This window comes from Actinomycetota bacterium (assembly GCA_040754375.1).
GTDB lineage: Bacteria > Actinomycetota > Acidimicrobiia > Acidimicrobiales > AC-14 > JBFMCT01.
Genome location: JBFMCT010000006.1, coordinates 31,784 through 57,222, shown reverse-complemented (window position 1 = coordinate 57,222; position 25,439 = coordinate 31,784). Strand labels below are relative to the sequence as shown.

The 25,439-nt window shown below is 72.8% G+C and carries 29 protein-coding genes and 1 tRNA gene; 13 read left to right on the top strand and 17 right to left on the bottom strand.

What is annotated here, in order from left to right; genetic code table 11:
• Positions 1–7: 7 nt before the first annotated feature.
• Positions 8–979, bottom strand: a complete 972-nt coding sequence (locus AB1673_04395; protein ID MEW6153219.1) for a methyltransferase domain-containing protein — start codon at positions 977–979, stop codon at positions 8–10.
• Positions 976–2,049, bottom strand: a complete 1,074-nt coding sequence (locus AB1673_04390; protein ID MEW6153218.1) for a hypothetical protein — start codon at positions 2,047–2,049, stop codon at positions 976–978. The genes AB1673_04395 and AB1673_04390 overlap by 4 nt, the downstream gene beginning before the upstream one ends.
• Before the next feature lie 181 nt (positions 2,050–2,230).
• Here AB1673_04390 and AB1673_04385 point away from each other — a divergent pair, with 181 nt between their 5' ends.
• Entirely contained in the window at positions 2,231–2,659 is a 429-nt protein-coding gene (locus AB1673_04385) for a plastocyanin/azurin family copper-binding protein (protein ID MEW6153217.1), read from the top strand.
• A gap of 16 nt (positions 2,660–2,675) precedes the next feature.
• Here AB1673_04385 and AB1673_04380 read toward each other — a convergent pair whose 3' ends face one another.
• On the bottom strand, positions 2,676–3,308 hold the full coding sequence (locus AB1673_04380; GenBank protein MEW6153216.1) for a hypothetical protein: 633 nt from the start codon (positions 3,306–3,308) through the stop codon (positions 2,676–2,678).
• Between the two features lie 18 nt (positions 3,309–3,326).
• Here AB1673_04380 and AB1673_04375 point away from each other — a divergent pair, with 18 nt between their 5' ends.
• Together AB1673_04375 and AB1673_04370 are read left to right on the top strand one after the other, a co-directional pair.
• The gene (locus tag AB1673_04375; GenBank protein ID MEW6153215.1) at positions 3,327–4,076 is read left to right on the top strand and encodes an inositol monophosphatase family protein; all 750 of its coding nucleotides are present in this window, start codon (positions 3,327–3,329) and stop codon (positions 4,074–4,076) included.
• Positions 4,077–4,601 (top strand): NUDIX hydrolase, encoded by a 525-nt coding sequence (locus AB1673_04370; protein MEW6153214.1) that lies wholly within the window; start codon positions 4,077–4,079, stop codon positions 4,599–4,601. It abuts the gene before it with no gap.
• Here AB1673_04370 and AB1673_04365 read toward each other — a convergent pair.
• A complete protein-coding gene (locus AB1673_04365; protein MEW6153213.1) occupies positions 4,586–5,500 on the bottom strand; it encodes a sigma-70 family RNA polymerase sigma factor in 915 nt (304 codons plus the stop codon). The two genes, AB1673_04370 and AB1673_04365, sit on opposite strands and share 16 nt — an antisense overlap.
• 77 nt (positions 5,501–5,577) lie before the next feature.
• On the opposite strand from AB1673_04365, the gene AB1673_04360 reads away from it, so the two are divergent.
• The 3 genes from AB1673_04360 (at position 5,578) to katG (ending at position 8,404) form a co-directional block, all read left to right on the top strand.
• A tRNA-Val gene (locus AB1673_04360) sits at positions 5,578–5,653 on the top strand.
• 74 nt (positions 5,654–5,727) lie between these two features.
• Complete coding sequence (locus AB1673_04355; GenBank protein ID MEW6153212.1) at positions 5,728–6,216, top strand: Fur family transcriptional regulator; 489 nt, start codon at positions 5,728–5,730, stop codon at positions 6,214–6,216.
• Positions 6,209–8,404, top strand: a complete 2,196-nt coding sequence (gene katG / locus AB1673_04350) for a catalase/peroxidase HPI (GenBank protein ID MEW6153211.1) — start codon at positions 6,209–6,211, stop codon at positions 8,402–8,404. Before AB1673_04355 ends, katG begins: the two co-directional genes overlap by 8 nt.
• 67 nt (positions 8,405–8,471) lie before the next feature.
• On the opposite strand, the gene AB1673_04345 is transcribed toward katG, so the two are convergent.
• On the bottom strand, positions 8,472–9,788 hold the full coding sequence (locus AB1673_04345) for an acyltransferase family protein (protein ID MEW6153210.1): 1,317 nt from the start codon (positions 9,786–9,788) through the stop codon (positions 8,472–8,474).
• Positions 9,789–9,974: 186 nt separating this feature from the next.
• Between AB1673_04345 and AB1673_04340 the strand changes: the two genes are divergently transcribed.
• The 4 genes from AB1673_04340 (at position 9,975) to AB1673_04325 (ending at position 13,538) form a co-directional block, all read left to right on the top strand.
• Positions 9,975–11,528 (top strand): AMP-binding protein, encoded by a 1,554-nt coding sequence (locus AB1673_04340; protein ID MEW6153209.1) that lies wholly within the window; start codon positions 9,975–9,977, stop codon positions 11,526–11,528.
• Entirely contained in the window at positions 11,525–11,767 is a 243-nt protein-coding gene (locus tag AB1673_04335; GenBank protein MEW6153208.1) for a hypothetical protein, read from the top strand. The genes AB1673_04340 and AB1673_04335 overlap by 4 nt, the downstream gene beginning before the upstream one ends.
• A 68-nt stretch (positions 11,768–11,835) precedes the next feature.
• A complete protein-coding gene (locus AB1673_04330) occupies positions 11,836–12,927 on the top strand; it encodes an ATP-binding protein (protein ID MEW6153207.1) in 1,092 nt (363 codons plus the stop codon).
• Positions 12,915–13,538 carry a response regulator transcription factor gene (locus tag AB1673_04325; protein ID MEW6153206.1) on the top strand — a complete coding sequence of 208 codons (624 nt, stop codon included), beginning with the start codon at positions 12,915–12,917 and terminating at the stop codon, positions 13,536–13,538. Before AB1673_04330 ends, AB1673_04325 begins: the two co-directional genes overlap by 13 nt.
• 70 nt (positions 13,539–13,608) lie before the next feature.
• Here the strand turns inward: AB1673_04325 and AB1673_04320 are convergent, their stop codons facing one another.
• The 7 genes from AB1673_04320 to AB1673_04290 all read right to left on the bottom strand — a co-directional run bounded on the left by AB1673_04320 (position 13,609) and on the right by AB1673_04290 (position 18,759).
• Positions 13,609–13,974, bottom strand: coding sequence for an STAS domain-containing protein (locus AB1673_04320; GenBank protein ID MEW6153205.1), 366 nt, complete (start codon positions 13,972–13,974; stop codon positions 13,609–13,611).
• 64 nt (positions 13,975–14,038) lie between these two features.
• A complete protein-coding gene (locus AB1673_04315) occupies positions 14,039–14,467 on the bottom strand; it encodes an STAS domain-containing protein (protein ID MEW6153204.1) in 429 nt (142 codons plus the stop codon).
• Positions 14,468–14,503: 36 nt separating this feature from the next.
• Positions 14,504–15,106, bottom strand: coding sequence for a GerMN domain-containing protein (locus tag AB1673_04310; GenBank protein MEW6153203.1), 603 nt, complete (start codon positions 15,104–15,106; stop codon positions 14,504–14,506).
• Positions 15,103–16,515, bottom strand: coding sequence for a HAMP domain-containing sensor histidine kinase (locus AB1673_04305; GenBank protein MEW6153202.1), 1,413 nt, complete (start codon positions 16,513–16,515; stop codon positions 15,103–15,105). The genes AB1673_04310 and AB1673_04305 overlap by 4 nt, the downstream gene beginning before the upstream one ends.
• The gene (locus AB1673_04300; protein MEW6153201.1) at positions 16,512–17,210 is read right to left on the bottom strand and encodes a response regulator transcription factor; all 699 of its coding nucleotides are present in this window, start codon (positions 17,208–17,210) and stop codon (positions 16,512–16,514) included. The genes AB1673_04305 and AB1673_04300 overlap by 4 nt, the downstream gene beginning before the upstream one ends.
• 6 nt (positions 17,211–17,216) lie before the next feature.
• The gene (locus AB1673_04295) at positions 17,217–17,543 is read right to left on the bottom strand and encodes a hypothetical protein (GenBank protein ID MEW6153200.1); all 327 of its coding nucleotides are present in this window, start codon (positions 17,541–17,543) and stop codon (positions 17,217–17,219) included.
• Positions 17,544–17,577: 34 nt separating this feature from the next.
• A complete protein-coding gene (locus tag AB1673_04290) occupies positions 17,578–18,759 on the bottom strand; it encodes a mechanosensitive ion channel family protein (GenBank protein MEW6153199.1) in 1,182 nt (393 codons plus the stop codon).
• A 225-nt stretch (positions 18,760–18,984) separates the two neighbouring features.
• Between AB1673_04290 and AB1673_04285 the strand changes: the two genes are divergently transcribed.
• A complete protein-coding gene (locus tag AB1673_04285; GenBank protein MEW6153198.1) occupies positions 18,985–19,590 on the top strand; it encodes a universal stress protein in 606 nt (201 codons plus the stop codon).
• 50 nt (positions 19,591–19,640) lie between these two features.
• Here AB1673_04285 and AB1673_04280 read toward each other — a convergent pair whose 3' ends face one another.
• On the bottom strand, positions 19,641–20,777 hold the full coding sequence (locus AB1673_04280; protein ID MEW6153197.1) for a GAF domain-containing sensor histidine kinase: 1,137 nt from the start codon (positions 20,775–20,777) through the stop codon (positions 19,641–19,643).
• 30 nt (positions 20,778–20,807) lie between these two features.
• On the opposite strand from AB1673_04280, the gene AB1673_04275 reads away from it, so the two are divergent.
• Together AB1673_04275 and AB1673_04270 are read left to right on the top strand one after the other, a co-directional pair.
• Positions 20,808–21,479, top strand: a complete 672-nt coding sequence (locus AB1673_04275) for a response regulator transcription factor (protein MEW6153196.1) — start codon at positions 20,808–20,810, stop codon at positions 21,477–21,479.
• Complete coding sequence (locus AB1673_04270) at positions 21,476–21,922, top strand: universal stress protein (protein MEW6153195.1); 447 nt, start codon at positions 21,476–21,478, stop codon at positions 21,920–21,922. Before AB1673_04275 ends, AB1673_04270 begins: the two co-directional genes overlap by 4 nt.
• A 217-nt stretch (positions 21,923–22,139) precedes the next feature.
• Here AB1673_04270 and AB1673_04265 read toward each other — a convergent pair whose 3' ends face one another.
• The 4 genes from AB1673_04265 to AB1673_04250 form a co-directional block, all read right to left on the bottom strand.
• Positions 22,140–22,724 carry a hypothetical protein gene (locus AB1673_04265; protein MEW6153194.1) on the bottom strand — a complete coding sequence of 195 codons (585 nt, stop codon included), beginning with the start codon at positions 22,722–22,724 and terminating at the stop codon, positions 22,140–22,142.
• Positions 22,725–23,165: 441 nt separating this feature from the next.
• Positions 23,166–23,342, bottom strand: coding sequence for a hypothetical protein (locus tag AB1673_04260; protein MEW6153193.1), 177 nt, complete (start codon positions 23,340–23,342; stop codon positions 23,166–23,168).
• Positions 23,339–24,724: a HAMP domain-containing sensor histidine kinase gene (locus tag AB1673_04255; GenBank protein ID MEW6153192.1), complete on the bottom strand. Its 1,386-nt coding sequence runs from the start codon at positions 24,722–24,724 to the stop codon at positions 23,339–23,341. Before AB1673_04255 ends, AB1673_04260 begins: the two co-directional genes overlap by 4 nt.
• The gene (locus tag AB1673_04250) at positions 24,721–25,401 is read right to left on the bottom strand and encodes a response regulator transcription factor (GenBank protein MEW6153191.1); all 681 of its coding nucleotides are present in this window, start codon (positions 25,399–25,401) and stop codon (positions 24,721–24,723) included. The genes AB1673_04255 and AB1673_04250 overlap by 4 nt, the downstream gene beginning before the upstream one ends.
• Positions 25,402–25,439: the final 38 nt, after the last annotated feature.

Sequence of the window (25,439 nt, the reverse complement as noted above, 5' to 3'; positions counted from 1 at the left end):
CTACCGGCTAGCGGCGACGGGCCCGCACCTGCCAGAAGAAGCCGGTGACCCCCGACAACGCCGGCTTGCGCTCGAGGGCGGTGTCGGCCCGGTGGCCCCGCTCGACCATGTAGGACAGAAAGCGGTCCCCGGCGCCCGTCAGGCCGACCTTGCCGAGGGCCGCCGAGATCGTGCGGGCCGGGATGTTGCGCATGCCCGTGACCTCGTCGACCTCGAAGACGGCCCCGATCTCGGCGCTCAGCTCGTCGCGGGTGAACCGGTGGTAGAAGTAGTCACCGCCCAGCATGTGCTCGCCAGTTCGCGCCCCCTGGTTACCCTTCAGCTTCCACGCCCGGAACAGCAGGTTGTAGTTGAAGGCGGTGATGGACAGGGGCGAACCGGGGGCCAGCGCCCGGGCCAAGCTGTCGAGCAGCCGGCGCCGGTCGGGCGCCCGAAGCTGGGAGTAGACCTCGATGCACGTGGCCGCGGCCATGGACCCGGGGGCCAAGGGGATGGCCCGCAGGTCGGACTGGACGGCCAGCACCCTGGCCCCTTTGACCCGCTCCAGCATCCGCCGCAGGCACACGCCGCTGTAGTCGACGGCCACGACGGGCTGGCCCAGCGCGACCAGGGCCTCGGTGATGCGGCCCGTCCCGCAGCCGGCGTCGAGGATGGGGCCGGTGGGCCGGCCGACCCGGCTCACGGCCGCCGGCACCTCCACGGCGTTGGTGTAGCCCTCGAACATGGCGTCGTACCACGAGCTCTCCTCGTCGCGCATCTCCCGCTCGCGGTGGTCCTGGTCGCTCAGCTCCTGGGCGCTGAGGAAGGACACCACGCCGTCGCTCACCGGGAAGCGCCGGCCGCACTCGGGGCACACGAGGTCGTCCCCGTCGGCGGCCAGGGACCCGCCCCCCTCGGCCGGGCAGCGCAGCAGGTCGACCAGCTCCCGGTCGAGGCGGACGGCCTCCCCGCCCGTCCCGCCGCCCGTCCCGCTGCTCATAGGACGCTGGCCAGGACTTCCTTGAGGAGCTGGGCCGTCGTCTCGTTGGACGCCCCCGACCACTCGCCCCCGCCCGCCAGCCGGTGGCGGGACTCGTACTGGTCGAGGCCGATCGACCAGCACCGGTTGGCCTCGGCGATGTCGCGTGACAGGGACATGTAGGTCTGGGGCATGGGTATGAGCGAGTACTCGATGGAGGCCGAGTGGCGCGACGTCTGGCGGATCACGACGCTGAGCGTGCCCGCGAAGTCGGCCGGCACCTGGTTGTGCAAGGAGATGATCTCCAGTTCGTCGGGGGGGCGGGGGTAGTCGACCAGCAAGAGCTGGAACAAGGGCGCCTCGGCCAGCACGGCGATCATGTCGTCGACCAGCTCGGCTGCCCGCCTGGGGCTCTTGCGGGACAGGAAGGCGGCGAACGTCTGCTTGTTGAGGGCCACCTGGTAGCGCTTGCGGCCCCGCAGGGCCAGGTTGCGGAAGTGGGCCTGGTAGTCGGCGAACAGGGCACGGAAGGTGGTGTCGTCGGCCTCGTCGAGGCCCATGCCCGCCACCCAACGGTCGAGGTCCTCGTCGTCGACGAACAACAGGGGGGGCTCGTCGCCCACCAGGACCTCGAGCCCGGGGTACTCCCGCTCCAGTGCGAACAGGTAGGCGAAGGCCTCCTGGTTGGTCAGCCGGGCCACGCCCGGGACCCGCAGCAGCTCCTCGGCGGTGGCCGGCAGGGAGGCGATGAAGGCGGCCAGGCCTCCCGGGGCCGAGGCCGGCGGGCCGGCGGCCAGGGCGTGGTTGGCGAAGCACGACCGGGCCAGCTCGTCGGGGGAGAAGCACGCCAGCAGGTCGTCGAGGGGGGCGTTGAGGGCGCGGGCCACGGCCACGATGGCCAACCCCCGGGTCGACATCCGCGTCGGCAGCCGGTAAGGCCGGGAGCGGGCCTCCATCAGGGCGATCATGGCCACCGAGACCGGGCGCTGGGGATCGAGCTCGGCCGTGCGCACGCTCAGGCCCTCGCGGGTCAGGTGCTCGCGGGCCCGTAGCCGTCGCAGCCGGTCGGCGAAGGGCTCCGGTGACGCCATCGGCCCCGAAGGCTACCAGTGCAACCCTGGGCTGCCGCGGACCACCGGGGCGCCCGGGAACGAAAAAGCGGAGCCCCAAGCAAGTCTCCTCCGACCGACCCGAAAGCCGCTCATTGGTCGCCCGCTCGGGACTCCAGGCATCATGATACCCACGACGGCGAACAAGTCAAGGGAGCATTTCTTGGGTAGAACCTGTGGACGCAGCCTGGCCGGTCTGGCCGTGACAGCCCTTCTGGCGGCCGGGTGCGGGGGCGGCGACGGGGGAGCGTCGGCCGGGCCGACGACCCCGCCCGGCCCGGTCGACCAGACCATCGAGGTGAGCATGGTCGACATCGCCTTCAAGCCCGAGGCGCTCACCGTGGCGGCCGGGTCGACGGTCCGGTTCGTCTTCACCAACGACGGCCGCGTCCCCCACGAGGCCGCCTTCGGCGACGACGCAGTCCAGAAGGAGCTGGCCGCCCGCCGGGGGCGGCGGGTGGGCCCAGCGGTGGGGCCCAACCAGACGCGCGAGCACGTCTACACGTTCGGCGGCCCGGGGCGGCTGGTCATCGGCTGCCACGTCCCCGGGCACTGGTCGGCGGGGATGAAGATCGAGGTGACGGTGGCCTGACGGCGGGGCCGCCGGGTCAGACCCCCCAGGACGGGGCGTGCTCGAGCAGGAACCGGCTCACTCCCAGGCACCGTTCGAGCACCTCGCACAGTTGCTCCTCGCCCGCCAGGACCTGGGCCAGGCTTACCTGCTGGCGGGCCACGACCGTGAGCGTGCGCTCGGCCGCGTCGGTGACCGACGCGAACGAGTCGATGGCCGACACCTCCAGGGCCAGGTCGGGCCCGCCCACGCCCGCCAGGTCGGTGGCCAGCACGAGCAGGTCGGGGCCCTTGGGCAGGGGAGGCAGCGCCCAAGTGAAGATGAGCGGGAAGTGGTAGTCGTCGGCCGGCTCGTCCTCGTCGGGCAGCTCGGCCACCACGTCCTCGAAGGCCAGCAGCACGCGGGGCTCGACCTCCAGGGCGAGGTGGAGGTCGACCGGCCCGCCGCAGCCCTCCTCGGGGTGGAGGTCGACCTCCCACACCTGGCGTAGTGAGTAGGTCTCCACGAAGTGCCGTTCGTCATGGACGTGGAAGCCGTGGTCGACGGCGTGGTCCTTCAGTTCGGCGACGAACCCGGCGACATCGATGGCGGCCAGCGCCCAGACCTCCTCTGACGGTTCATGGACAGTTGCCCGAGCGTAGGCCAGGCCCGCGCCGCCGGCCGTCCCCACCGCTGTAGCGTCCAGGCCATGCTGGCCGACGGGACGCTGCTCGACGTGCTGGGCGAGGCGGCCGAGGCCGTGCGCCTGGCCATGGCCACCGTCGACGACTGGGGGCCGTCGGGCCGCCGTGAGGGCCAGTACAGCCTCGACCTGGTGGCCGACGAGGCGGCGGTGACGGTCTTGACTTCCGCCGGCCTGGGAGTGCTCAGCGAGGAGAGCGGCCTCCACCACCCCGACCGCCAGGTGTGGGTGGCCCTCGACCCGGTCGACGGTTCGTCCAACGCCTCGCGCCACCTGCCGTGGTTCGCCACCAGCCTGTGCGCCGTGGGCCCCGACGGTCCCCAGGCCGCGCTGGTCGTCAACCTGGCCACCGGCGACCGCTGGGAAGCGGTCAAGGGCGGGGGGGCGACCTTCAACGGTTCGCCGACCGGCCCGACGGCGGCCGAGTCGCTGTCGGAGGCCATCGTGGGGGTGACGTCGTGCCCGCCCGTCCCCGGGCCCTGGCGCCAAGTGCGGGCGATGGGGGCGGCCGCCCTCGACATCTGCTCGGTGGCGTCGGGCTCGTTGGACGCTTATGTCGACTTCAGCCGCGACGCCCACAGCCCGTGGGACTACCTGGGAGGGCTGCTCGTGTGCCAGGAAGCGGGGGCGGTGGTGGCCGAACCGTGGGGCCGCCAACTGGTGACCCGCGACGAGGGCGTGCGCCGGTCGGTCGTGGCCGCCGCCACCGCACCCCTGCTCGACGAAGCCCTTGCCCTGCGCCTGTCGGCGGGCTGAGTGGGGGGCGAGGAGGGTAACGCCCTGCAGCGCCTCGGGTTCCGCACCTGGCGGGTCCTGCCCCAGCCTGTGCGCCAGTTCGTCGTCCGCCGGGCCACGCCGTCCTACTCGGTGGGCGCCATCGTGGTCATCGAACGCTCCGACGGCTCTCTGTTGCTCATCCGCAACAGCTACCGCCAGGGTTGGGGGTTCCCGGGCGGGTTCCTGAAGCGGGGCGAGGCCCCGGCCGATGCCGCCCGCCGGGAGACGGGCGAGGAGGTCGGGGTCGAGGTCGTGGTCGGCGACAACCCCAAGGTGGTCGTCGACGCCCATGCCCGGCGGGTGGACGTGATCTTCGGGGCCCGTCCGGTCGACGAGGCGGCGGCCGCCTGGCCCCGCCCGCAGTCGCCCGAGATCGTGGAGGTGAGCTGGTTCCCGCCCGACGGCCTGCCCGCCCTCCAGGACGAGGCCGCCTCCGCCCTCATCCAGATCGGCCGGGCCAACCGCCCACCCGCCCCCCGGCGACCGGCTCAGCCCGGGAGCTGACCGGCGGCCACCGGCGTCGAGGGGTGGCGCAGCTTGGACAGGGCTTTGGCCTCGATCTGGCGGGCCCGCTCGCGGGTCACCCGGAACTCCCGCCCCACCTCGTCGAGGGTGCGGGGCCGGTCCCCGTCCAGGCCGAAGCGCATCTCCAGCACGCGCTGCTCCCGGTCCGAGAGCGACGTGAGCACGGCGCGCAGTTCCTGGAGCTCGATGGAGGCCACGGCCGCTTCGGCCGGGCCCTGGACCGTAGGGTCGGCCAGGAAGTCGACGAGCTCGGCGTCCTCGTCGCCCACCTCGGCGAAGAGCGAGACGGGATCGGGGGCCAGGCGTTGGGCCTCAACGACCTTGTTGGGCGTGAGGTTGGTGGCCGCCGCGATCTCCCCCAGGGTCGGCTCGCGCCCCAGTACCCGTGCCAGGTGGACGGTGGAACGGTTGACCTGGCCGACGGTCTCGATCATGTGGACCGGCACCCTGATGGTGCGGCCCTTGTCGGCGATGGCCCGGGTCACGGACTGGCGGACCCACCAGGTGGCGTAGGTCGAGAACTTGAAGCCCTTGCGGTGGTCGAACTTGTCCACCGCCCGCATCAGGCCCAGGTTGCCCTCCTGGACGAGGTCGAGCAGCGGTAGCCCGGCGGCCTGGTACCGCTTGGCGATCGACACGACCAGGCGCAGGTTGGCCTGGATGAACCGCTGGCGGGCCCGTCGGCCGGCCTCGGCCGCCTCTGGGTCCCCGGCCTGGGGCCGCCCCGCCTCCAACCGGGCCTCGGCCACCCGCCCGTCGGCGATGGCCCCGCCCAGTTCGACCTCCTCGGCCGCCGTGAGCAGCCCATGGCCCCCGATCTCGACCAGGTACCGGCGCAGCAGGTCGTCGACCATGCCCCCACGACTACGGTCGCTCACGCCGTCCGACAGTAACGGCGCGGGCCGCGCCGAACGGGGATGGTCCCGTGCTCGGCTCGGTAGCCTCGTGACCTACGGGGCGCTTAGCTCAGCTGGTAGAGCACCTCCCTTACAAGGAGGCGGTCGGGGGTTCGAGCCCCTCAGCGCCCACCAACCCCGGCCGCCCCGGAAAACTGGTCTGTGGCCGGATCTTGACTTGGTCCAGTAGTGCGCTAGGGTCGGAGCGGATGGACCACGACTCACCGGCCGGCCACGAAGCTCTGCTCCGCACTCACGGCCTGCACGTGACGGCCCAGCGGCTGGCCGTGCTGCAGGCCGTCACCGACGGGCCCCACAGCACGGCCGACGACATCTGCCACTCCGTGCGGGCGGGCATCGGTGCCATCAGCCGCCAGGCCGTGTACGACGCCCTGGGTGCCCTCACCGACAGAGGGCTGCTCCGGCGCATCCAGCCCGCGGGGTCCCCGGCCCGCTACGAGGACCGGGTGGGGGACAACCACCACCACCTGATCTGCCGGTCCTGCGGCCGCATGGTCGACGTCGACTGCGCCGTCGGCTATACCCCTTGCCTGACGGCCGCCGACGGCGCGGGCTACGAGATCGACGAAGCCGAGGTGATCTATTGGGGCCGGTGCCCCGGTTGTGCCTCTTCAACCCCTGGAACCCCAGCAACCACCGTTAGAGCTCACAGAGAGGAGACTGACCGACGTGTCTGACCGCGGCAGCGAAAGCGAGAACCCGGTAATCCCGTCCCCTGAGCCGGCCCCCGGCCGGCCCCGGACCAACAAGGACTGGTGGCCCAACCAGCTCGACCTCAACGTCCTGCACCAGCACTCGCCCCGCGCCAACCCCATGGGTGAGGACTTCGACTACGCCGAGGAGCTCAAGAGCCTCGACCTCGACGCCCTCAAGCGCGACATCGTCGAGGTGCTGACGACCTCGCAGGAGTGGTGGCCGGCCGACTACGGCCACTACGGCGGGCTGTTCGTGCGTATGACCTGGCACGCGGCGGGCACCTACCGCATCGCCGACGGCCGGGGCGGCGGGGGCGACGGCTCGCAGCGCTTCGCCCCCCTCAACAGCTGGCCCGACAACGCCAACCTCGACAAGGCCCGGCGCCTGCTCTGGCCCGTCAAGCAGAAGTACGGGGCCAAGATCTCCTGGGCCGACCTGATCGTCTACGCGGGCAACGTCGCCCTGGAGTCGATGGGCTTCAAGACGTTCGGGTTCGGCTTCGGGCGCGAGGACATCTGGGAGCCCGAGGAGATCTTCTGGGGCCCGGAGGACACGTGGCTGGGCGACGAGCGCTACGTCGGCGAGCGGGAGCTCACCGGGCCTTTCGGGGCCGTGCAAATGGGGCTCATCTACGTGAACCCCGAGGGGCCCAATGGCAACCCCGACCCCCTGGCCGCCGCCCGTGACATCCGGGAGACGTTCGCCCGCATGGCCATGAACGACGAGGAGACGGTGGCCCTGATCGCCGGCGGCCACACGTTCGGCAAGTGCCACGGGGCCGTCGGCGCGGAGTACGTCGGCCCCGAGCCCGAGGCCTGCCCGGTCGAGCACCAGGGCCTGGGCTGGCTGAACACCTACGGCACCGGCAAGGGCGCCGACACGCTCACCAGCGGCCTGGAGGGAGCCTGGACCAACGACCCCGTGAAGTGGGACAACGGCTACTTCGACAACCTGTTCAACTACGAGTGGGAGCTGACGACCAGCCCAGCGGGGGCCAAGCAGTGGACGCCCACCAACCCCGAGGCCCAGGGCACCGTGCCCGACGCCCACGACCCGTCGAAGCGCCACGCCCCCATGATGCTGACCACCGACCTGGCCCTGAAGCTCGACCCCGTCTACGGGCCCATCTCCAAGCGCTTCCACGAGAACCCCGACGAGTTCGCCCTGGCCTTCGCCAAGGCCTGGTACAAGCTTCTCCACCGTGACATGGGCCCGGTCTCGCGCTATCTCGGCCCGTGGGTCCCCGAGCCCCAGCTGTGGCAGGACCCGGTGCCGGCCGTCGACCACGAGCTGGTCGGGCCCGACGACGTCGCTGCCCTCAAGGCCCGGGTACTGGCCACCGGGCTGTCGGTCTCCCAGCTCGTCACCACCGCCTGGGCGGCGGCCGCCAGCTTCCGGGGCACCGACATGCGGGGCGGGGCCAACGGCGGCCGCCTCCGCCTGGCCCCCCAGAAGGACTGGGACGTGAACCAGCCGGCCGAGCTGGCCACCGTTCTCCAGGCCCTCGCGTCGGTGCAGCAGGAGTTCAACAGTTCCCAGTCGGGGGCCAAGCGGGTCTCGCTGGCCGACCTGATCGTGCTGGGCGGGTGCGCGGCCGTGGAGCAGGCGGCCCGGGCCGCGGGCCACGACGTCTCGGTCCCGTTCACCCCGGGGCGCACCGACGCCTCCCAGGACCAGACCGACGTGGAGTCCTTCGCCGTCCTGGAGCCCACGGCCGACGGCTTCCGCAACTACCTGCGAGCGGGCGAGAAGCTGCCGGCCGAGCAGCTCCTGGTCGACCGGGCCAACATGCTGACGCTCACCGCTCCGGAGATGACCGTCCTGGTGGGCGGCATGCGGGCATTGGGGGCGAACCACGGCCAGGCCGGCCACGGCGTGTTCACCGACCGCCCGGGCACGCTCACCAACGACTTCTTCGCCAACCTGCTCGACATGGGCACGGAGTGGAAGCCGTCGGTCTCGTCCGAGAACGTCTACGAGGGCCGCGACCGGGCGACCGGCCAGGTCCGCTGGACGGCCACGGCCGTCGACTTGGTCTTCGGGTCCAACTCCCAGCTCCGGGCGCTGGCCGAGGTCTACGGGTGCGACGACGCCAAGGGCAAGTTCGTGGCGGACTTCGTGGCCGCCTGGGACAAGGTCATGAACCTCGACCGCTTCGACGTCCGCTAAGCGAGAACCCCGCGAAACCTGCGCGGGAATCGTGGGCGTTTCGCCCACGATTCCCGCGCGGGTTTCGTCATTGGTGGGCCGGGGACAGGAGGCGGTAGGCCAGCGCGACCAGTGCGAGGGCGACGACGGGCACGCCCAAGGGCATGGCCGGGGCGGTGAACCCGTGGCGGGCGAGCACGGCCATGCCCCCGGCCGCCAGCCCGGTGGCCACGAGGGCACGAGTGGTGGTGACGGCCGCCGCCGCCCGGGCGCCCCGGGGGGCCGGGGCCTCGGTGCGTGCGAAGACGGCGACCAGCGGCACCAGGGCGGCGACTGACAGGGCGACCCACACCGGCCGCCACGCCCACCAAGCCGCCGTCCCAGTGGGCGTCTCGGGCAGCAGGCCGGTGGGCAGGGTCAGGGCCGAGACGGCCAGCAACGCCGTCATGTGCCAGAGGTAGACGGTCATGGCCAGACCGTTGGCGGCCACCACGGCCGTCCACGCCCGGGGCCGGGCCAGCCAGCGGTCGGCCACCGGCCGCAGGGCCAAAGCGGTGGCGAACTGCCACACGGCCACGGCCACGAGGGCGAACGACGGCGGGAACGTGTTCGACCAGCCCTCGTCGGTGCCCCCGACCATGGACACGGCGTAGCCAAGACCGCCGCACAGGGCCCCGAGGCCCACCAGCGCGCCGACGGCCATCGCCAGCAGCCGTCCCTTCGACCAGGTGGACACCAGCCCCAACCGCCAGATCACACCCAGCTGGTGGGCGAACAGCCACACGGCGGCCAGGTTGGCCCACACGACCAGGGGCAGCCCCAGAGCCCGGTGCCCGGCGTCGGCGGCCGCCACCGTGGCAGCCAGGGCCACCGCGGCCCACCCTCCCCAGCACCGGTGAACGGCCACGGCGGCCGGGGCCAAGGCCACGACCACCACGTAGACGGCCAGGAACCACAGGGGCTGGGCGATCGAACCGGCCCGCACGGCCCCGGGGTCGACCCCGGTGGCCCGGAGGGCCAAGACCAGGGCCGACCACACGGCTGCGAACACCAGGGCGGGGCGGACGAGGCGGCCCAGGCGGGTCCCTAGCCAGGTCCCGTAGCCCAGGCCGTCACGGCCGGCGGCGGCCCACGAGGCGGCGTTCGCATAGCCGCCGACCACGAAGAACAGGGGCATCACCTGCAAAGCCCAGGTGAGCCATCGGGCGTCGGGGACGGTCTCGAGCACGTTCGACGCCCGTAGCCGGCCCCCCTCGAACACCACCACGGCCATGAGCCAGTGCCCGAGGACGACCACCACCATCGAAGCCACCCGCAGGAAGTCGACGTAGCGGTCGCGGCCCGCGGGCGTGGCCGCGGCCATGGCGGCCGGCGAGGGCCGGCCCGCCGGCGCGCGACGGGGCACGGGAGGGGGCGAGGGGCGGGGCGAGGGGCGGGGCGAAGGGCGTGCGGTGTGCATGCGCCCAGCATCGGGCCGCGGCCTCCCCGGCCGGAAGGCGGGCTCGCCCCCAATTCCCGGGCCCGCCCCCTAGGGGGAAATGAGGGTTGGCCCGCCTAGGCGGGCGCGCCCCCCGCGGCTCACGCTGGTCCTATGACCACTGCGACCAACCTCGTCTCCGTCCTGGCCGGTCCGGCCGCTGCCCACCCTCATCGTCCCGCCTTGGTCGTGGGCGACCGTTCGTTCGACTACGGCACCGTCGACACCATGGCCCGCATGTTCGCGGGTGCCCTGGCCGGCCTGGGCGCCCGCCCGGGCGAGCCCGTGGCCCTGCTGCTGCCCAACGTCCCTCATTTCACGGTCGCTTACTTCGGCGCCCTCTACGGCGGCCACCCGGTGGTGCCCATCAACCCGCTCCTAACGGCCGACGAGCTGGCCTACCACCTGGAGCTGTCGGGGGCCACCGTGGTGGTTGCCTGGGAGACGTTCACGGCTGTGGCCGCCGAAGCCGCGGCCCGGGCGCCCCGTGCCCGCTCCCTCGTAATCGCCCGGGCCGACTTGGCCGACCTGTCCGCTCCCGAGGGCTGGCACAACCTGGTGGCGGTGGTGGGGGCGGCCACCCCCGTGGACGGGCCTTTCCCCAGCCGGCCCGACGACACCGCAGTGCTGCTGTTCACGTCGGGCACCACGGGCCGGCCCAAGGCGGCCGAGCTGACCCACGCCAACCTGCTGTACAACGCCCGGGCGGCGGCCGGGCTGGTGTCGCTCGGCTCCGGGACCGTCGCCCTGGTGGCCCTGCCCCTGTTCCACGCCTTCGGCATGACCGTCATGCACAACGCCGTGCTGGCCGTGGGTGGCTCACTGGTACTGCTACCCCGCTTCGACGCGGCCGCCGCCCTCGGGCTCATCGAGGCGCACGGGGTGACCTTCTTCGGCGGGGTGCCGACCATGTACGCCGCCCTGTTGGCGGCCGCCGGCCCTGATACCCGCCTCCCCTCCCTGCGGTGGTGCGTGTCGGGCGGGGCGGCCATGCCCGCGGCCGTCATGGAGGCCTTCGAGCGACGCTTCGCGGTGGCCGTGATCGAGGGCTACGGGTTGTCAGAGACATCGCCCGTCGTGAGCTTCACCGTGCCCGGCCGTCCCCGCGCCCCGGGTTCGGTCGGCTACCCCCTGCCCGGCACCGAGGTCCGCCTGGTGGGCGACGACGGGGCCGAGGTGGGCGAGCCCGGAGTGCCCGGCGAGGTCCTTGTGAGCGGCCCCGGCGTGATGAGGGGCTACCTGGGCGACCCGGCGGCCACCGCCGAGTCGTGCCCGGACGGCTGGCTGCGCACGGGTGACATCGGCACCTGGGACGGCGACGGCGCCCTGCACCTGGTCGATCGCAAGAAGGACATTGTCATCCGGGGCGGGTTCAACGTTTACCCGGCCGAGGTCGAACGGGTGCTGCACGAGCACCCAGCCGTGGCCCAGGCCGCCGTGGTGGGCGTGCCCGACGAGCGCTTGGGCGAGGACGTGCGGGCTGTGGTCGTGCTGCGCCCCGGGGCGGCGGTCACCGGCCCCGAACTGGCCGGCTTCTGCAGGGCCCGGCTCGCCTCCTACAAGCGGCCCCGGACGGTGGAGGTGTGGGACAGCCTCCCCCTGGGCCCCACCGGCAAGGTGCTCAAGACCGAGGTCCGCCGCCGCCGCCAGGAGCAGGGGGCGGCATGACCTGGGCGGTGGCCGGCGCCGGAGCAGCCTGGCGGGCCGCGACCCGCCTGTTGTCGCCGGTGGCTGGCTCGGCCGTACGGCGGCCGGTGACGGTCGTGGCCGGCGGGCCCGCCGCCTTCGCGTTGGTGGCTGCCGGCCGGGCCCTGTTCACCCTCGGGCCGGGCAACCAGCCAGCCGGGGCGTGGGTGGCCATCCTGGGCGGGCGCCCTGGCGGCCGCCGGCACCTAGGGTGTCCGTGACTGGGCCCTGGGCCGGCAGCGACGCTCGCCGCCTGCATGAGGGCGCCGTGGCCCTATCCTCTGTACCTGTGGAACGGTCGGTCCTCCAGGGCCTGGCGTTGTTCCGGTGGGGCGCCTGGCTGTGGGTGGCGGGCGTGCTGGCGGTGGCCGACCGCGAACTGGTCCGGCCCAAGTTGGCCGTCGTCCTGGTGGCGCTCGCCCTGGGCGTGACCGTGTACGACTCGGTCCTGCTGCGCCGGGACCACACCGCCCTGCTGCGGCCCGCCCCCGTGCTGGCCGAACTGGCCGTGGGCGCCGCCCTCGTGCTGTGCGACGGGCTGGTGTTCGCCGAGGGCCACGCCTTCGCCACCGCCCAGTCCCTGGGCTCGATGTGGCCCCTGGCCGGGATCCTGGCCGCCGGTGTGGCCCTGGGCCCCGTGGTGGCGGCGGCCGCGGGCGTGGTCGTGGGCCTGGCTCGCTTCGGGTCGGTGGTGGCCAACGGGGCCTCGGTCGAGACCACCGGCCAGGTCCTCTCGCTGGCCAGCACGGTGGTCTTCTACGCCCTGGGGGGTGCAGCCGCCGGTTACCTGATGGGCCTGCTGCGGCGGGCCGAGCGCGAGATCTCGGCCGCCCGCGCCCGTGAGGAGGTGGCCCGTACGCTCCACGACGGTGTCCTGCAGACGCTGGCCCTGGTCGAACGGCGGGCCACCGACCCGGGCCTGGCCCGCCTGGCTCGCCAGACCGAGCGCGACCTGAGGGGTTTCCTGGCCGGCGCGGCGCTGCCCAACGGGGGACGTCCCGACCTGGCCGGGGCCCTGCGCCTGGCGGCCGCCCGCTTCGAGGACACCTTCGGGGCCAGGGCGGATGTGGTCGTGGCCGGGGACCTCCCGGTCCTGGGCCGCGCCCCGTGCGAGGCCCTGACCGGGGCCGTGACCGAGGCTCTCACCAACGCCGGCAAGCACGGGGCGGCCAAGAAGGTGACCGTCTACGTCGAACCGGCCGAGGGAGGCGGGGTGTTCTGCTCGGTGAAGGACGACGGCTCCGGCTTCGACCCCGCGCAGGCCCCCGAGCGTATGGGCCTGGCCCGTTCCGTCCGGGGCCGCCTGGCCGACGTGGGCGGGCGGGCCGACGTGCGCAGCCGTCCGGGGGACGGGACCGAGGTGTGCTTGTGGGCGCCGTGAGGGTCGTCCTGGCCGACGACCACCCCATCTGGCGGGACGGGGTGCGGGCCGACCTGGCCGACGGGTTCACGGTGGTGGCCGAGGCGTCCAGCGCCGACGAGGCCATCGTGGCCATCCATGAGCAACGGCCCGACCTGGTGGTGTGCGACCTGCAGATGCCCGGGGGAGGGGGCCTCAAGGTGGCCCGCGCATGCGGCCACGAGACCCGCATCGTCGTTCTCACCGTCAGCGAGCAGGAGAGCGACCTGCTCGACGCCGTGGCCGCGGGAGCCGTCGGTTACCTCCTCAAGTCGACCACAGCCGCCGACCTGCGGGCCGCCTTGAAGCGGGCTGCAGGCGGCGAGCCCGTTTTCTCACCGGCGCTGGCCGCCCTCGTGCTGGGTGAGTTCCGGCGCCTGGCCAAGGCTGCCTCGGGGGCCCAACCCCTCTCTGAGCGTGAGCGGGAGGTGCTCCAGCTCGTGGCCCGGGGCCACACCTACCGCTCTATCGGCGAGGACCTGTTCATCTCGGAACGCACCGTCGAGAACCACGTCCGCAACATCTTGCGCAAGCTCCACCTCAGCCGCCGGCAGGAACTTGTCCGCTACGCCCTGGAGCACGGCATCGAGTAACGGCCCGCCCGGCGCGGCTGCTCGCGCCGGCTCGGTGTGGCCCGGGCCGGCCCTGGGGACCGACCGGGTCTCAGGCCACGGCTTCGGGGACCTCGCCGACGGTGATCGCCGCGTGGGCCTCCTCCACTGTGGCCCCGATGGGGACCACCCGGTCGAAGCCGGTTACCGAGAGAAGGCGCTGCACGCTGCCCCGGCGGACGCACAGGGCGGCTCGCCCACCCGCCGTGCGGATCTCGCGCACCCCGCAGATCAAGGCCCCGAGGCCGGCGGAGTCCATGAACGGCACGGTGCGCAGGTCGATGACGACGGCCCCGTGGACGGCGGCACGGCGCAGGTTCTCCCGCAGCTCGGCCGCGTTCGACGAGTCGATGTCCCCCGTCACCTGCAGGGTCGTCCCGTCGCCCGCCGGCAGGTCGTCGAACTTGATCATCGCCATGGGCACGCTCCCTGTTCGATCGGTCTGGCCCCGCTCCTATCGGCCCAGCACCGTGCGTGCTGGGTCAACTGGCGGCCACCAGGGTGCCGGCCGCGACCGCGGGCACGGTCTCGTGGATGGGGGCGACGCGGTCGAAGCCCACGGTCGTGAGCAGGCGGGCGATGTTGCCCCGCACGCCGCACACCGAGACCTCACCACCGTTCTCCCGGGCCCGGCGGACCCCCACGATGATCACCGACAGCGCCGTCGAGTCCATGAACCTCACGTGGGACAGGTCGAGGTAGACGTCTCGGAAAGCGGCACACTCAGCCATCGCCTCCCGGAGCTGCTCGGCCCCCTCGGCGTCGAGGGCGCCCGCGAGCCGGCACACGGCCAGGTCGGCCCCGTTGGACTCGATGACGGCCGACATGGTGGCCTGCGGCCCCCGGGCGGCACTGGTCGGGATCACGCCCACGATGATGACCGCTCGACCTGAAGATCCGACTTCTGCCACCTTGCGGTTCAGTAACAGTCCGTGAACGCCCCCCGTTCAGGCCGGGCCCACCAAGGGGAAGTCGGTGCGGCGCAGGGCGCCGCTCCGGAGTGTGCCGTCGCCCCCGGGCACCTCGACGGCCCGGCCCGCGAGCGTGAAGCGGGCGGCGCCCACCCCCTCGACGCCGGTGACCGTGTAGACGATCTGGGCGATGGCCAGGACCTCCTCGGGGCCGCCGGCTGCCTCGGTGAACCACCGGGACAGGTCGAGGGTGACCGTGTCGCCCACCGTGGCCGCCAGCGCCACTGCGGCCGTGGGGGGTACGGCGGTGCGCAGGCCCCGCCTGGCCTCGGCCTCGGTGGGGCCGCTGAGCAGGGCTCTTATCGACGTGGCCACCCCCGGCGGGCCCGCGACATCCCGCTCGGCGGCCACCAGGCGCTCGTCGCCCACCAGGTAGACCGTGGTGGCGGTGGCCCCGGGGCCGGCGGTGGTCGGGGCCCGCCCGTCGTCGGGCTCGAGCAGCCCGAACGGCACTCGGTCGGCGCTGATCGTGCGAGGTGAGCTGTCCGAAGGTACGCCGCAGCCGGACAGGGCGAGGGCCACCACGGCCAGGACGACCGCGGCGGTGAGAGCCGGGCGGCGCGTGCCGTGGTGTCTCATTTAACGACCGGCAGTTCTATGACGAACCGCGCCCCGCCACCGGGGCGGTCCTCGGCCCGGGACCGCCCGCCGTGGAGGCGGACGTGCTCGCGGACCAGGGCCAGGCCCAGCCCCGTCCCGTCGCCGTCGCCCCGGTTGCCGGCGGCGTCGCCCCGGGCGAAACGTTCGAAGACCCTCTCCCGGTCCTCGGGGGGCACGCCGGGACCGGCGTCCTCCACGGCGAACCTGGCCCACGGGCCGTCGCGTTCGATGCTGACCCGGGTCACGCCCCCGCCGTGCCGGACGGCGTTCTCCACCAGGTTGGCCACCACCCGCTCCAGGCGCCGCTTGTCGGCCTTGACCACGGTGCCGGCCGCCTCGGCGTCGATCTCCACGGGCACGAGCCCGTTGCGGCCCTGGCGGACGGCCCTCAGTACGAACTCGCCCAAGACGACCTCGTCGGTGGCCAGCTCTCCCACGCCCGAGTCGATGCGGGCCATCTCCAGCAGGTCCTCGACCAGCCGCTCGAACCGGCCGACCTCGGCGTTGAGCAGGTCGAGGCCCCGCCGGGCCCGCTCGGGCATCTCCTCGCGCCGGGAGCTCACCACCTGGAGGGCAGCCGCCAGCGTGGTCAGTGGGGACCGCAGCTCGTGGCTCACGTCTGACGCGAAGCGGGCATCGCGTTCGATCCTGGCCTGGAGGGCGTCGGTCATACGGTTGAAGGAAACGGCCATCGACGACAGGTCGGGGTCGCCGCTCTCGTCGAGGCGCACGTCGAAGCGGCCCCCGGCCACGGCCGCGGCGGCCGCCGAGACGTCGGCCATGGGGGAGAGGGCACGGCGGCTGGCCCACCGGCCCATGGTCGCCCCGGCCACCGTGGTGGCCGCAGCCGCAGCCGCCAGGGAGTTGCCCAGCACCCGCAGCGTGCGCTCCAGCTCGGCGAACGGGAAGACCTCGTAGTAGGCCGCCTCAACGGCCGGGAGGGGCACGCCCACAACGAGCTGGGTCGTGCCGCCGAGCACGAAGCGCTGGCGGGCGGCCTCCCCCGACGAGACCGTCTCCCGTAGGGCGGCGGGCAGGCTGTCACGCCCCACGGCTACCGACGAGCCGAACCACTCCTGGCGGTGCGAGACGACGGGGAACGAGCCCGACGGTCGCTGGAGCGACACCAGGAGCCGGGGGATGTCGGGGTCGGGCGAGCGCAGGACGCTGTTGACCAGGCGGGCGTTGGCGTAGGTCTGGCGCATCACAGACGTCTCGCGCTGGCGCAGCAGGTAGGACCTGGCCAGTTGGTAGGTGAGCACTGCCAGCCCGGCCGACAGCAGGAGGGCACCGAGGGCGAACGCCACGGTGACCCGGGTCCGCAGCCCGGGGCGGCCCCGGCGGGCAGGACCGCTCTTGCCGGCCAGTCCTGACCTCTCCTGGCTCACTGCTCCAGCTTGTAACCCAGCCCGCGGACGGTGACGATGTGCCGGGGGTTGGCCGGGTCCTTCTCGATCTTGGTGCGCAGACGGCGGATGTGGACGTCGACCAGCCGGCTGTCGCCGAAGTAGTCGTACCCCCAGACCCGCTCCAGGAGGCTCTCGCGGGTCGAGATGCGCCCGGCCGCCTCGGCCAGCTCGCACAGGAGCCGGAACTCGGTCTTGGTCAGGGGAACGGGCTCACCGTCGACGCGTACGACACCGGCGTCGGGCATCACCTCGAGGTCGCCGAATATCAGGCGCTGGACGTCGAGCCCTGTTCCTCCAGTACGGCTGGTCCGCCGTAGGACGGCCCTGACCCGAGCCGAGAGCTCCTTGGGGACGGCCGGCTTGACCACGTAGTCGTCGGCCCCCGCCTCCAAGCCGGCCACCACGTCGTGGCTGTCCGAGCGGGCGGTGAGGATCAGGATCGGTACGTCGTGGTGGGCCCGCAGGCGCCGGCAGAGGTCGAAGCCGTCCATGCCCGGGAGCATCAGGTCGACGATCACCACGTCGGCCGGCTTGCGGTCGAAGACCTCGAGAGCCTCCTCGGCGCTGGCCACCTGGTCGACCTCATTGCCCTCGTCCTCGAGAACGAGGCTCAACGAGGTCCGGATCCGCGGGTCGTCTTCGACGAGAAGGATGTGCGCCCCCACGGGCCCCATGATGGCTCAACCAGCGCGGGAGTAAGCGGCGAGCAGCGCCTCCTGGCCCGTGTCGGAGCTGGCCCGGTAGGCGATCCGGCGGCCCGCGCCGGGAGGGTAGCGGCCCTGGAGGTCGGCTAGTGCATCCAAGCCGTCGTCGGTGTGACCGGTGATGTGGCCGAGGTCGATGTGCACCCGGTCCCAGCCGTTCTCGAGGGCGCCGGCGGCCGCACCGGCCATGGCTGCCACGGTCGCCGCGTCGAGGGTGCCGTGGGCCTCGATGGTGATCGTGTCGGCGGCCGACGTGAGCCGTAGCTCTCCCTCGCTCCCTCCCAGCAGGATGCGACCCTCCACCCAGGCAGTATCGCCGCCCCGTACTGCGGTTCGGTTACGGCGGCGTACCGGTTTCGGGGCGCGAGGCCGCGGGCGCGTCCTTGCCGGCGTCCTGGGGCCGCTCGGAGCCCGGCGTGCTGCCGGGATCCTGGGCAGAGCCTTTGCCGGGCCCGGGCCCGGGCCCGGGCCCCTGCCCGTTGCCCGGTCCGTTTGGTTCGTGGCCGTTGCCGTCGCGGTGCCAGACCACCCGCTGGGGGACGGGGATCTCGATGCCCTCTCGGTCGAAGGCCTGCTTGATCCGGGCCCGCAGCTCGCGCCCGATCTTCCACTGCGACAGGGGCCTGGTCTTGGTGACGAGACGGATGGCGATCCCGTCGGCCTCGAAGCGCTCCACTCCCCAGACCTCGGGCTCCTCGAGGATCTCGCCCACCCACTTGGGGTCGCGCCAGGTCTCGACGGCCACCTGCTTGATCACCGCCGTGGCCCGGTCGATGTCGGTCCCGTAGGCGACCCCGATGTCGAGGAGCGAGCGGGACCATTGCTGGGACATGTTGGCGATGCGCTCGATGCTGCCGTTGGGGATGTGCCACACGTTTCCTTCGACGTCTCGGAGCCGCGTCGTGCGCAGGCTCACACCCTCCACCACCCCGGTGGCCGGCCCGGCGTTGATCACGTCGCCCACGCCGTACTGGTCCTCGATCAGCATGAACACGCCCGACAGGAAGTCCCGCACGAGGTTCTGGGCACCGAAGCCCAAGGCGATGCCCACGATGCCGGCACCGGTCAGCAGGGGGCCGATGGCCAGGCCCAGCTCGCCGAAGACCATGAACGTGGCGATCGTCCAGATCGCTACGGTCGTGACGCTGATCATCAGCGACCCGATCGTCTCGGCCCGTTGGGCGGCCCGGGGCGAGCTGCCCGGTGACGTGCGCAGCAGGGTGCCCGGCGAACGCTCGCCTCCGATGATGTCAGCCTGGGCGTTGCGGACGCCCCGCACCGACCGCCGCACCGCTCGCCTGACCAGCCGGGTGCCGATGAAGGCCATCACCACTATCAGCCCGATGCGGGCGGGCATGACGATGACTGCGTTGCTGGCCTGGGCGAGGGCCTCGTTGCCGGTTATCGAGTAGATGCTGCTGCAGACCGCCCCCGCTTCCTCCGGCGGCCCGCAGGGGGCGACGGTGGTGGTCGTGGTGGCCTGGGCCAGCACAGCGATGAACGCACCTGGAGAGAACACGGCACCTCCTCGGCACAAGCTTCGTGGGTGCGGCCCGGCGGTCGACGGACCTCCACGGACCTTGCCGAACCACGGGCTCCCCAAACCCTACCCGCCCCTGCCGCAGGCCCCGACCGCGCCGCTGTCGGGGCCTGTAGCTTCGTGACCTCCGGCCCTTGGCGGCGAGCCCTCGGGGGCGGAGGATGGCGAGGATGAGGTCCGTGGCCCGGCCGAGAGGTGAGCGCGATGTCTGAGGGGGTTGCGGTCGTCGTGATCATGGCGGCCGCGTGGCTGGTCATCGGGCTGGCGTTGGCCGTGGTCATGGGCCGGCGGGGCCACAGCGGGTTCGGGTGGCTGGTCCTCGGTACGGTCCTGGGCCCCCTGAGCCTCGTACTGGCGGTGGACGCCACCCGCCGGGGCGAGTCGTCCTACGGGGCGGAGCAGGAGGCACCGGGTACCCGGGTGGGCCCGGTCGACGTCCTGGTGGGCTACGACGGCTCGCCCGAGTCGGCGGCCGCCCTCGCCACCGCCGCCCACCTCTTCGCCGACCGGACGGGACGCTTCACGGTGGCCACGGTGGTCCCCTTCGGCGACCTGCCCGACGTCGAGCGCCGGGCCGAGCAGGCCCTCGCCCAGGCGGTGGCCGGCCAGGCCGGGGCCGAGCCGCTGCTCCTTCGGGACCACCCCGCGACTGCGCTGGCCCAGTTCGCCGTCGGATCGGGCTTCGACGTGGTCGCCATCGGCACCCGGGGGACAGGGATCAGCAAGGCCATCTTGGGCAGCGCGGCCAGCGAGCTGGCCCGCAACTGCAAGGTGCCCGTCCTACTGGTGAGCGGCCGCCCCGGCCCCTGACCCGGCCCCTGACCCGGCCCCTGACCCGGTCCCGGCCGAGCCGCCCGGGCTCAAACCAGGGTGTTGGGGACCCGCCACTCCACGGTCGTGCCCGCCGGCTTGCGCCCACGGACGGCGGCCGTGCCTCCGAGGCGCTCGGCCCGGGCCACCATGTTGGGGAGCCCGCGGCCGGTCGACACGAGGTCGTCGGGCACGCCCCGGCCGTCGTCCTCGACCCGCAGCACGAGCTCGGTGCCGGCCGTCACCTCGACCTGGGCCCGCTGGGCCTGGGCGTGGCGGACGACGTTGGTCAGCGCCTCTCCGAGGACGGCCAGCAACTCGGTGGCCTTCTCCTCGGCCACGGCGTCGACCGGGCCGTCGAACAGGACCTGGGGGTCGAAGCCGAGGGCCTCGGCCGCCTGAGCCGTCTCTTGCAGTACCCGCTGGCGCAGGCCGCCGTTGTTCCTCCGGGAGGCCTCGAGGCCGAAGATGGCGGTGCGGACCTCCTTGACCGTCAGGTCGAGGTCCTCCACCGCCTGGTTGATGCGCTCGGCCACCTCGGGGCGCTCGGTGAGCCGGGCGGCGCCCTGCAACCGCAGCCCGGTGGCGAACAGGCGCTGGATCACGGTGTCGTGCAGGTCCCGCGCGATCCGCTCACGGTCCTCGAGCAGGGCCAGCTCGCGCACCCGCATGTGCAGCCGGGCGTTCTCCACGGCCACCCCGGCGGCCGCAGCCAGGGCCACGACCAGCTCCTCGTCGATGTCGCTGAACACCTCGGCCGTCGTCTTGTCGGTCAGGTAGAGGTTGCCGAAGACCTGGCCCCGGGAGCGGATCGGGACGCCGAGGAACGACTTCATGGGGGGGTGGTGCGGTGGGAAGCCGTAGCTGTCGGGGTGCTCGCTCAGGTCAGGCAGCCTGATGGGCTTGGGGTCGGCGATGAGCAGGCCCAGGATCCCGTGGCCCTCGGGCAGGTCACCGATCTTGCGATAGGTCTCGTCGTCCATGCCGACGGTGATGAACTGGGCCAGCCTCGTTCCCGTGGGGTCGAGCACGCCCAGGGCGCCGTACTGGGCGTTGACGAGGGCGACGGCCGAGCCCACGATGTGGCGCAGCACGGCCTCGAGGTCGAGGTCGGACCCGATGGTGACGACCGCCTCCAGCAGCCGTCGCAGGCTGCGGGGGCCGGCATAGCTGGTCTCGGTCGCCACGCTGACGAGGCTAGCGACAACAATGGGGGGGTGACCCGAGCCCGCGTGTTCCTCTTGGACGACCACGAGATAGTCCGGCGCGGCCTCCGGGAACTGCTCGAGGCCGAGAGCGACATCGATGTGGTGGGAGAGGCCTCGACGGCCGCCGAGGCCTTGGCCCGGGCCCCGGGTTCGGGGGCCGATGTGGCCGTGCTCGACGTCCGCCTGCCCGACGGCGACGGCATCGAGGTGTGCCGCGAGCTGCGGTCCGGGGCGCCCGACATCAAGTGCCTGATCCTCACGTCCTTCGCCGACGACGAGGCTCTTTTCAGCGCCATCTTGGCCGGGGCGTCGGGCTACGTGCTCAAGCAGGTCCGGGGCAACGACCTGGTCGAGTCCGTGCGCCGGGTGGCGGCCGGGGAGTCGCTCCTCGACCCACTGATCACGGCCCGCGCCCTCGAGCGCCTGCGCACCCCCCAGCCCTCTACCGACGACCTGGCCACCCTCACCGAGCAAGAGCGCAAGATCCTCGACCTGATCGCCGAGGGCCTGACCAACCGCCAGATCGGCGAGCGCGTGTTCCTGGCCGAGAAGACTGTGAAGAACTACGTGTCCAGCATCCTGATGAAGCTGGGCATGAGCCGCCGCTCGGAGGCCGCGGCCTACGCCGCCCGCCAGGCCGAGCGCCGCCGCCAGGCACCCGGCAGGGGGGAGCAACCTTGAGCGAGCCGAGGATCGTGGTCGGCGTCGACGGGTCGGAGCCGAGCGGGGCCGCCCTGCGGTGGGCCGTGTCAGAGGCCGAGCTGCGGGGGGCGTCGGTCGAGGCGGTGCTGGCCTGGCGCTACCCGTCGCTCACGTTCGTGCCGGGGATCGTGGCCCCCCCGGTGTTCGCCCGCGAGGACCTGGAAGCGGGCGCCCGGGCCGAGCTCGACCATGCCGTCGACCAGGCCCTCGCCGGGGTGGGCACGCCGGTGGGAGTGGCGCGGGTGGTGGTCGAGGGGGCAGCCGCCGAGGTGCTCCTGGCCCGCTCCCACGGAGCCGACTTGCTCGTGGTCGGCCACCGGGGGCGGGGCGGCTTCGCCGGCCTCCTGCTGGGGTCGGTGGCCCAGCAGTGCGCGGCCCACGGCGTCTGCCCCGTGGTGGTGGTCCGCCACCCCGCCGGCTGAGGCGCCGGGCCCCGGGGCGGTACGCGATCGGGCCCCGGTGCCCCGAGCTCGCAGCAGGCTGGGAAAGAGGTGGAGAACCCGACTGCCGTGAGCCGAGGGCACGGGGGCCCGTACCGGCGTTCTCTTGAGGCTGGCACCGCCTCGGTACTGCTCCGGCCGCCGGCCGGGGCCCACGGAGGGGCCCCGGCCGGTAACCCGGACCTACAGGTACTGCTGGTTACTTGCGCACGGCCGCAGCCGCGGGGGCCCGGCGGGCCTGGCGGACGAAGGCGATGAAGCCCGCGCCGAACAGGGCCAGACCAAGGGCACCGAGGCCGACGGTCAGGGCGATGATGCCCGAGGAGCTGCTCTCAGAGCCAAGAGCGCCTGCGGTGGTGGCGGCCGGGGTGACGACCGACTGACCGTTGGGGCCGAGGATCTGGTAGCTGGCGCGAGCCGGGGTGCCGTACACGTCGGTCCCGTTGGCGTCACGCTGGGTGGCCACGATGACGTAGTAGCCGGGCTGGCCGTCGGGCACGGTGAACGTGGCCGAGATGTTGCCGGCACGGTCGGGCTGGACCTGGGCGAGCGTCGCGCCGTCGACACCGTTCCACTTCATGACGACCGGGAAGGACGCCGACAGGTTCTGGGCGTTGACCCGGAACGACGAGCCGGTCACGGTCACCGTGTCGCCCGCCTTGCCAGCGGAGCTGGACAGGTTGAGGGTCGCCAGGTTGGTGCACGCGAACGCGGAGGCACCGGCAATGACGGTGGCAGCCGCAGCGGCCCCGAAGGTCACTGCAACCTTTCTACGAAGGTTCATTCCCACCTTCTCTCTTTCTGTTGGTTTGTGAGCCCCGCCTCGGTGTGGTCGGCGCGAGTGCCTGCGCCTTCCTCCCTTTGTCGGGTACCTAAGTGTCGCGTTCTGCAGTAAATAGTGCAATAACCGCGTTCATGCTAGAGCCTATTAGCCTATAGCTGGGCTCGCAACGGCCCAGGTCAGGGCACTGAACAGGGATTACTGACCTCGATCACCCCATATAGCGGCGAGCCAGCGCGCCAAAAGCGCCTCTACTAAGGCGCAATTACTACTGTGAATGGCGTCGCATGTGCCCCGGTCACGCCGAGGCCGCTACCTGGGGGCCATGGCTCCGGGACGGCCCTCGTTCGCCGGACCACGATCAGCCTCCGCCAGCAATGCGACTTTCAGCGGGCGCGGAGATGACTTTTTGTTGACGATCCGCGGACCGGCCCGCGGTAGGCGTCAGCGGGCGGTCGTGGTGGGAACCGGGCGGTCCAGAAGGCCGTAGGGCACGTCGGCGTCGCGGACCAGTCGGGGCTCGTCGTGGGTGGGCACCCCACAGGAGGCAGTCCCGAGGGAGGCGGCCACCGCGAGGGCCGCGATGAGGGGCCGCGCCCCCCGCCGGCGGGCCCTCGTCAAGAGACCACGGGTAGTTCGACCACGAAGCGGGCGCCGCCGCTGGGGCTCGGCTCGACCCAGACGCGTCCGTCGTGGGCGCGTACGTGTTCGGAGACGAGCGAGAGGCCGAGGCCCGCGCCGCCGTCGTGGCGCCGCTTGACGGCCGCCCGGCCCCGGACGAAGCGTTCGAAGATCTGCTCACGCTCGTCGGCGGGGACCCCGGGGCCGGAGTCCTCCACGGCGATGCGGGCCACCCCGTCCTCCCGCTCGACGGCCACCCGGGACACCCCGCCGGCGTAGTTCTCGGCGTTGCTGATGAGGTTCCCCAGGACCCTCTCCAGGCGGCGTTTGTCGGCCCGGACGACGGTCGAGCCGACGCTCGCCTGCACGTCGATCTGGACGTCGGCCGACGAGCTTGTGCCCACCGCCCGATGGACGAACTCGTCAAGGTTGACCTCTTCGAGGGCCAGGTCGGCCACGCCCGCCTCCAGCCGGGAGATCTCCAGCAGGTCCTCGACCAGGCGGACCAGCAAGTTGACCTCGTCGGCCAGCAGGTCGAGGGCCTCCCGGGCGGGCGCACCCAGCTCGTGGCGCTTGGCCGTCACGACCTCGACCGATGCCACCAGCGTCGAGAGGGGGGACCGCAGCTCGTGGCTCACCGATGAGGCAAACCGGGCATCGCGCTCCATCCGGGCCACCAGGGCATCGGTCATGCGGTTGAACGACTTGGCCACGATGGCCAGGTCGGGGTCGTTGCCGGCGTCGAGGCGCACGTCCAGGCCCCCGCCGGCCACCGCGGCCGAGGCCTCGGCCACGTCGGTCAGCGGCTGCAGCACCCGGCGGCTGGCCCACTGGCCGGTCGCCGCCCCCACCAGGGTCGTGATCAGCGCGGCCACCATGAGCGAGTTGCCAAGGACGGTGAGCGTCCGGTCGAGGACGTCGAGGGAGTAGACGGCGAAGTAGGCGAGGTCCGCCTCGGCGATCGGCACGCCTACGGCCATGTGCGGTTGGCCTTCGAGGCGGAAGAGCTGGTGGCCGGCCCGGCCCGACACCACGGCCGACCGCAGCCCCGCAGGCACCTGGGAGGGGTCAGCCGAAGGGGAACCCACGGTCCACTGGCCGTCCTGCAGGCTGAGGTGCTGGGAGGTCGACCGGGGGCTGAGGGACGCCAGCAGGGCGGCCACGTCGGTTTCACCCGCCCGGATGCGGCTGCGGACGAGGCGGGCGTTGACGAACGCCTGCTGCTCCAGCGACGTCTGGCGCTGGCGGACCAGGTAATTGCGCGACAGCTCGTAGCTGATCACCGCTACCGATGTCGACAGCAGCAGGGCGCCGATGGCAAAGATGAGCGTCAGCCGCCTCCTGAGGCCGAGGCGGCGCCCCCGCCCGGCCGGGGTCGTCACGGGTCGACCTTGTACCCGAGCCCCCGGACGGTGATCACCCACCGGGGCTGGCCCGGGTCGTCCTCTATCTTGCGCCGCAGGCGGCGGACGTGGACGTCGACCAATCGGCTGTCGCCGAAGTAGTCGTAGCCCCACACCCGCTCGAGCAGCATCTCCCTGGTCAGGACCCGTCCCGGCATGTCGGCCAGCTCGCACAGCAGGCGGAACTCGGTCTTGGTCAGGGGGACGACCTCACCCCGGCGGCGGACCTCGGCGCGGTCGGGCTCGATGGTGAGCTCGCCCACCGTCAGGCACGGGCTGGACGACGGGGCCCGGCTGGCCCGGCGCAACAGGGCACGGATCCTGGCGGCCAGCTCCTTCGGTACGGCCGGCTTGACCACGTAGTCGTCGGCCCCGGCTTCCAGGGCGGCCACCACGTCGTGGCTGTCGGAGCGGGCGGTGAGCACGAGGATGGGCACGTCGCTCTCGCGCCTCAGGTCGCGGCACAGCTCGAAGCCGTTGGCGCCGGGCAGCATGATGTCGACCAGGACGACGTCGCTGGGCCGGGCGCGGAACGCGGGGAGCCCCTCCTCGGCGCTGACCGCCTCCGAGACGTCGTTGCCCTCCTGCTCCAGCGCCAGCCGGAGCGAGGTCCGCACATGTTCGTCGTCCTCGACTATGAGGACGCGCGTCGCCATGGGCCTCATCATGGGCCACCGGGGGCACCCGATGCCAC

Coding starts and splice junctions, on each gene's coding strand:
- AB1673_04395 (MEW6153219.1), bottom strand. CDS start 979: ATGAGCAGCGGGACGGGCGGCGGGACGGGCGGGGAGGCCGTCCGCCTC.
- AB1673_04390 (MEW6153218.1), bottom strand. CDS start 2,049: ATGGCGTCACCGGAGCCCTTCGCCGACCGGCTGCGACGGCTACGGGCC.
- AB1673_04375 (MEW6153215.1), top strand. CDS start 3,327: ATGCTGGCCGACGGGACGCTGCTCGACGTGCTGGGCGAGGCGGCCGAG.
- AB1673_04355 (MEW6153212.1), top strand. CDS start 5,728: ATGGACCACGACTCACCGGCCGGCCACGAAGCTCTGCTCCGCACTCAC.
- AB1673_04340 (MEW6153209.1), top strand. CDS start 9,975: ATGACCACTGCGACCAACCTCGTCTCCGTCCTGGCCGGTCCGGCCGCT.
- AB1673_04335 (MEW6153208.1), top strand. CDS start 11,525: ATGACCTGGGCGGTGGCCGGCGCCGGAGCAGCCTGGCGGGCCGCGACC.
- AB1673_04320 (MEW6153205.1), bottom strand. CDS start 13,974: ATGGCGATGATCAAGTTCGACGACCTGCCGGCGGGCGACGGGACGACC.
- AB1673_04310 (MEW6153203.1), bottom strand. CDS start 15,106: ATGAGACACCACGGCACGCGCCGCCCGGCTCTCACCGCCGCGGTCGTC.
- AB1673_04300 (MEW6153201.1), bottom strand. CDS start 17,210: ATGGGGCCCGTGGGGGCGCACATCCTTCTCGTCGAAGACGACCCGCGG.
- AB1673_04285 (MEW6153198.1), top strand. CDS start 18,985: ATGTCTGAGGGGGTTGCGGTCGTCGTGATCATGGCGGCCGCGTGGCTG.
- AB1673_04265 (MEW6153194.1), bottom strand. CDS start 22,724: ATGAACCTTCGTAGAAAGGTTGCAGTGACCTTCGGGGCCGCTGCGGCT.
- AB1673_04250 (MEW6153191.1), bottom strand. CDS start 25,401: ATGGCGACGCGCGTCCTCATAGTCGAGGACGACGAACATGTGCGGACC.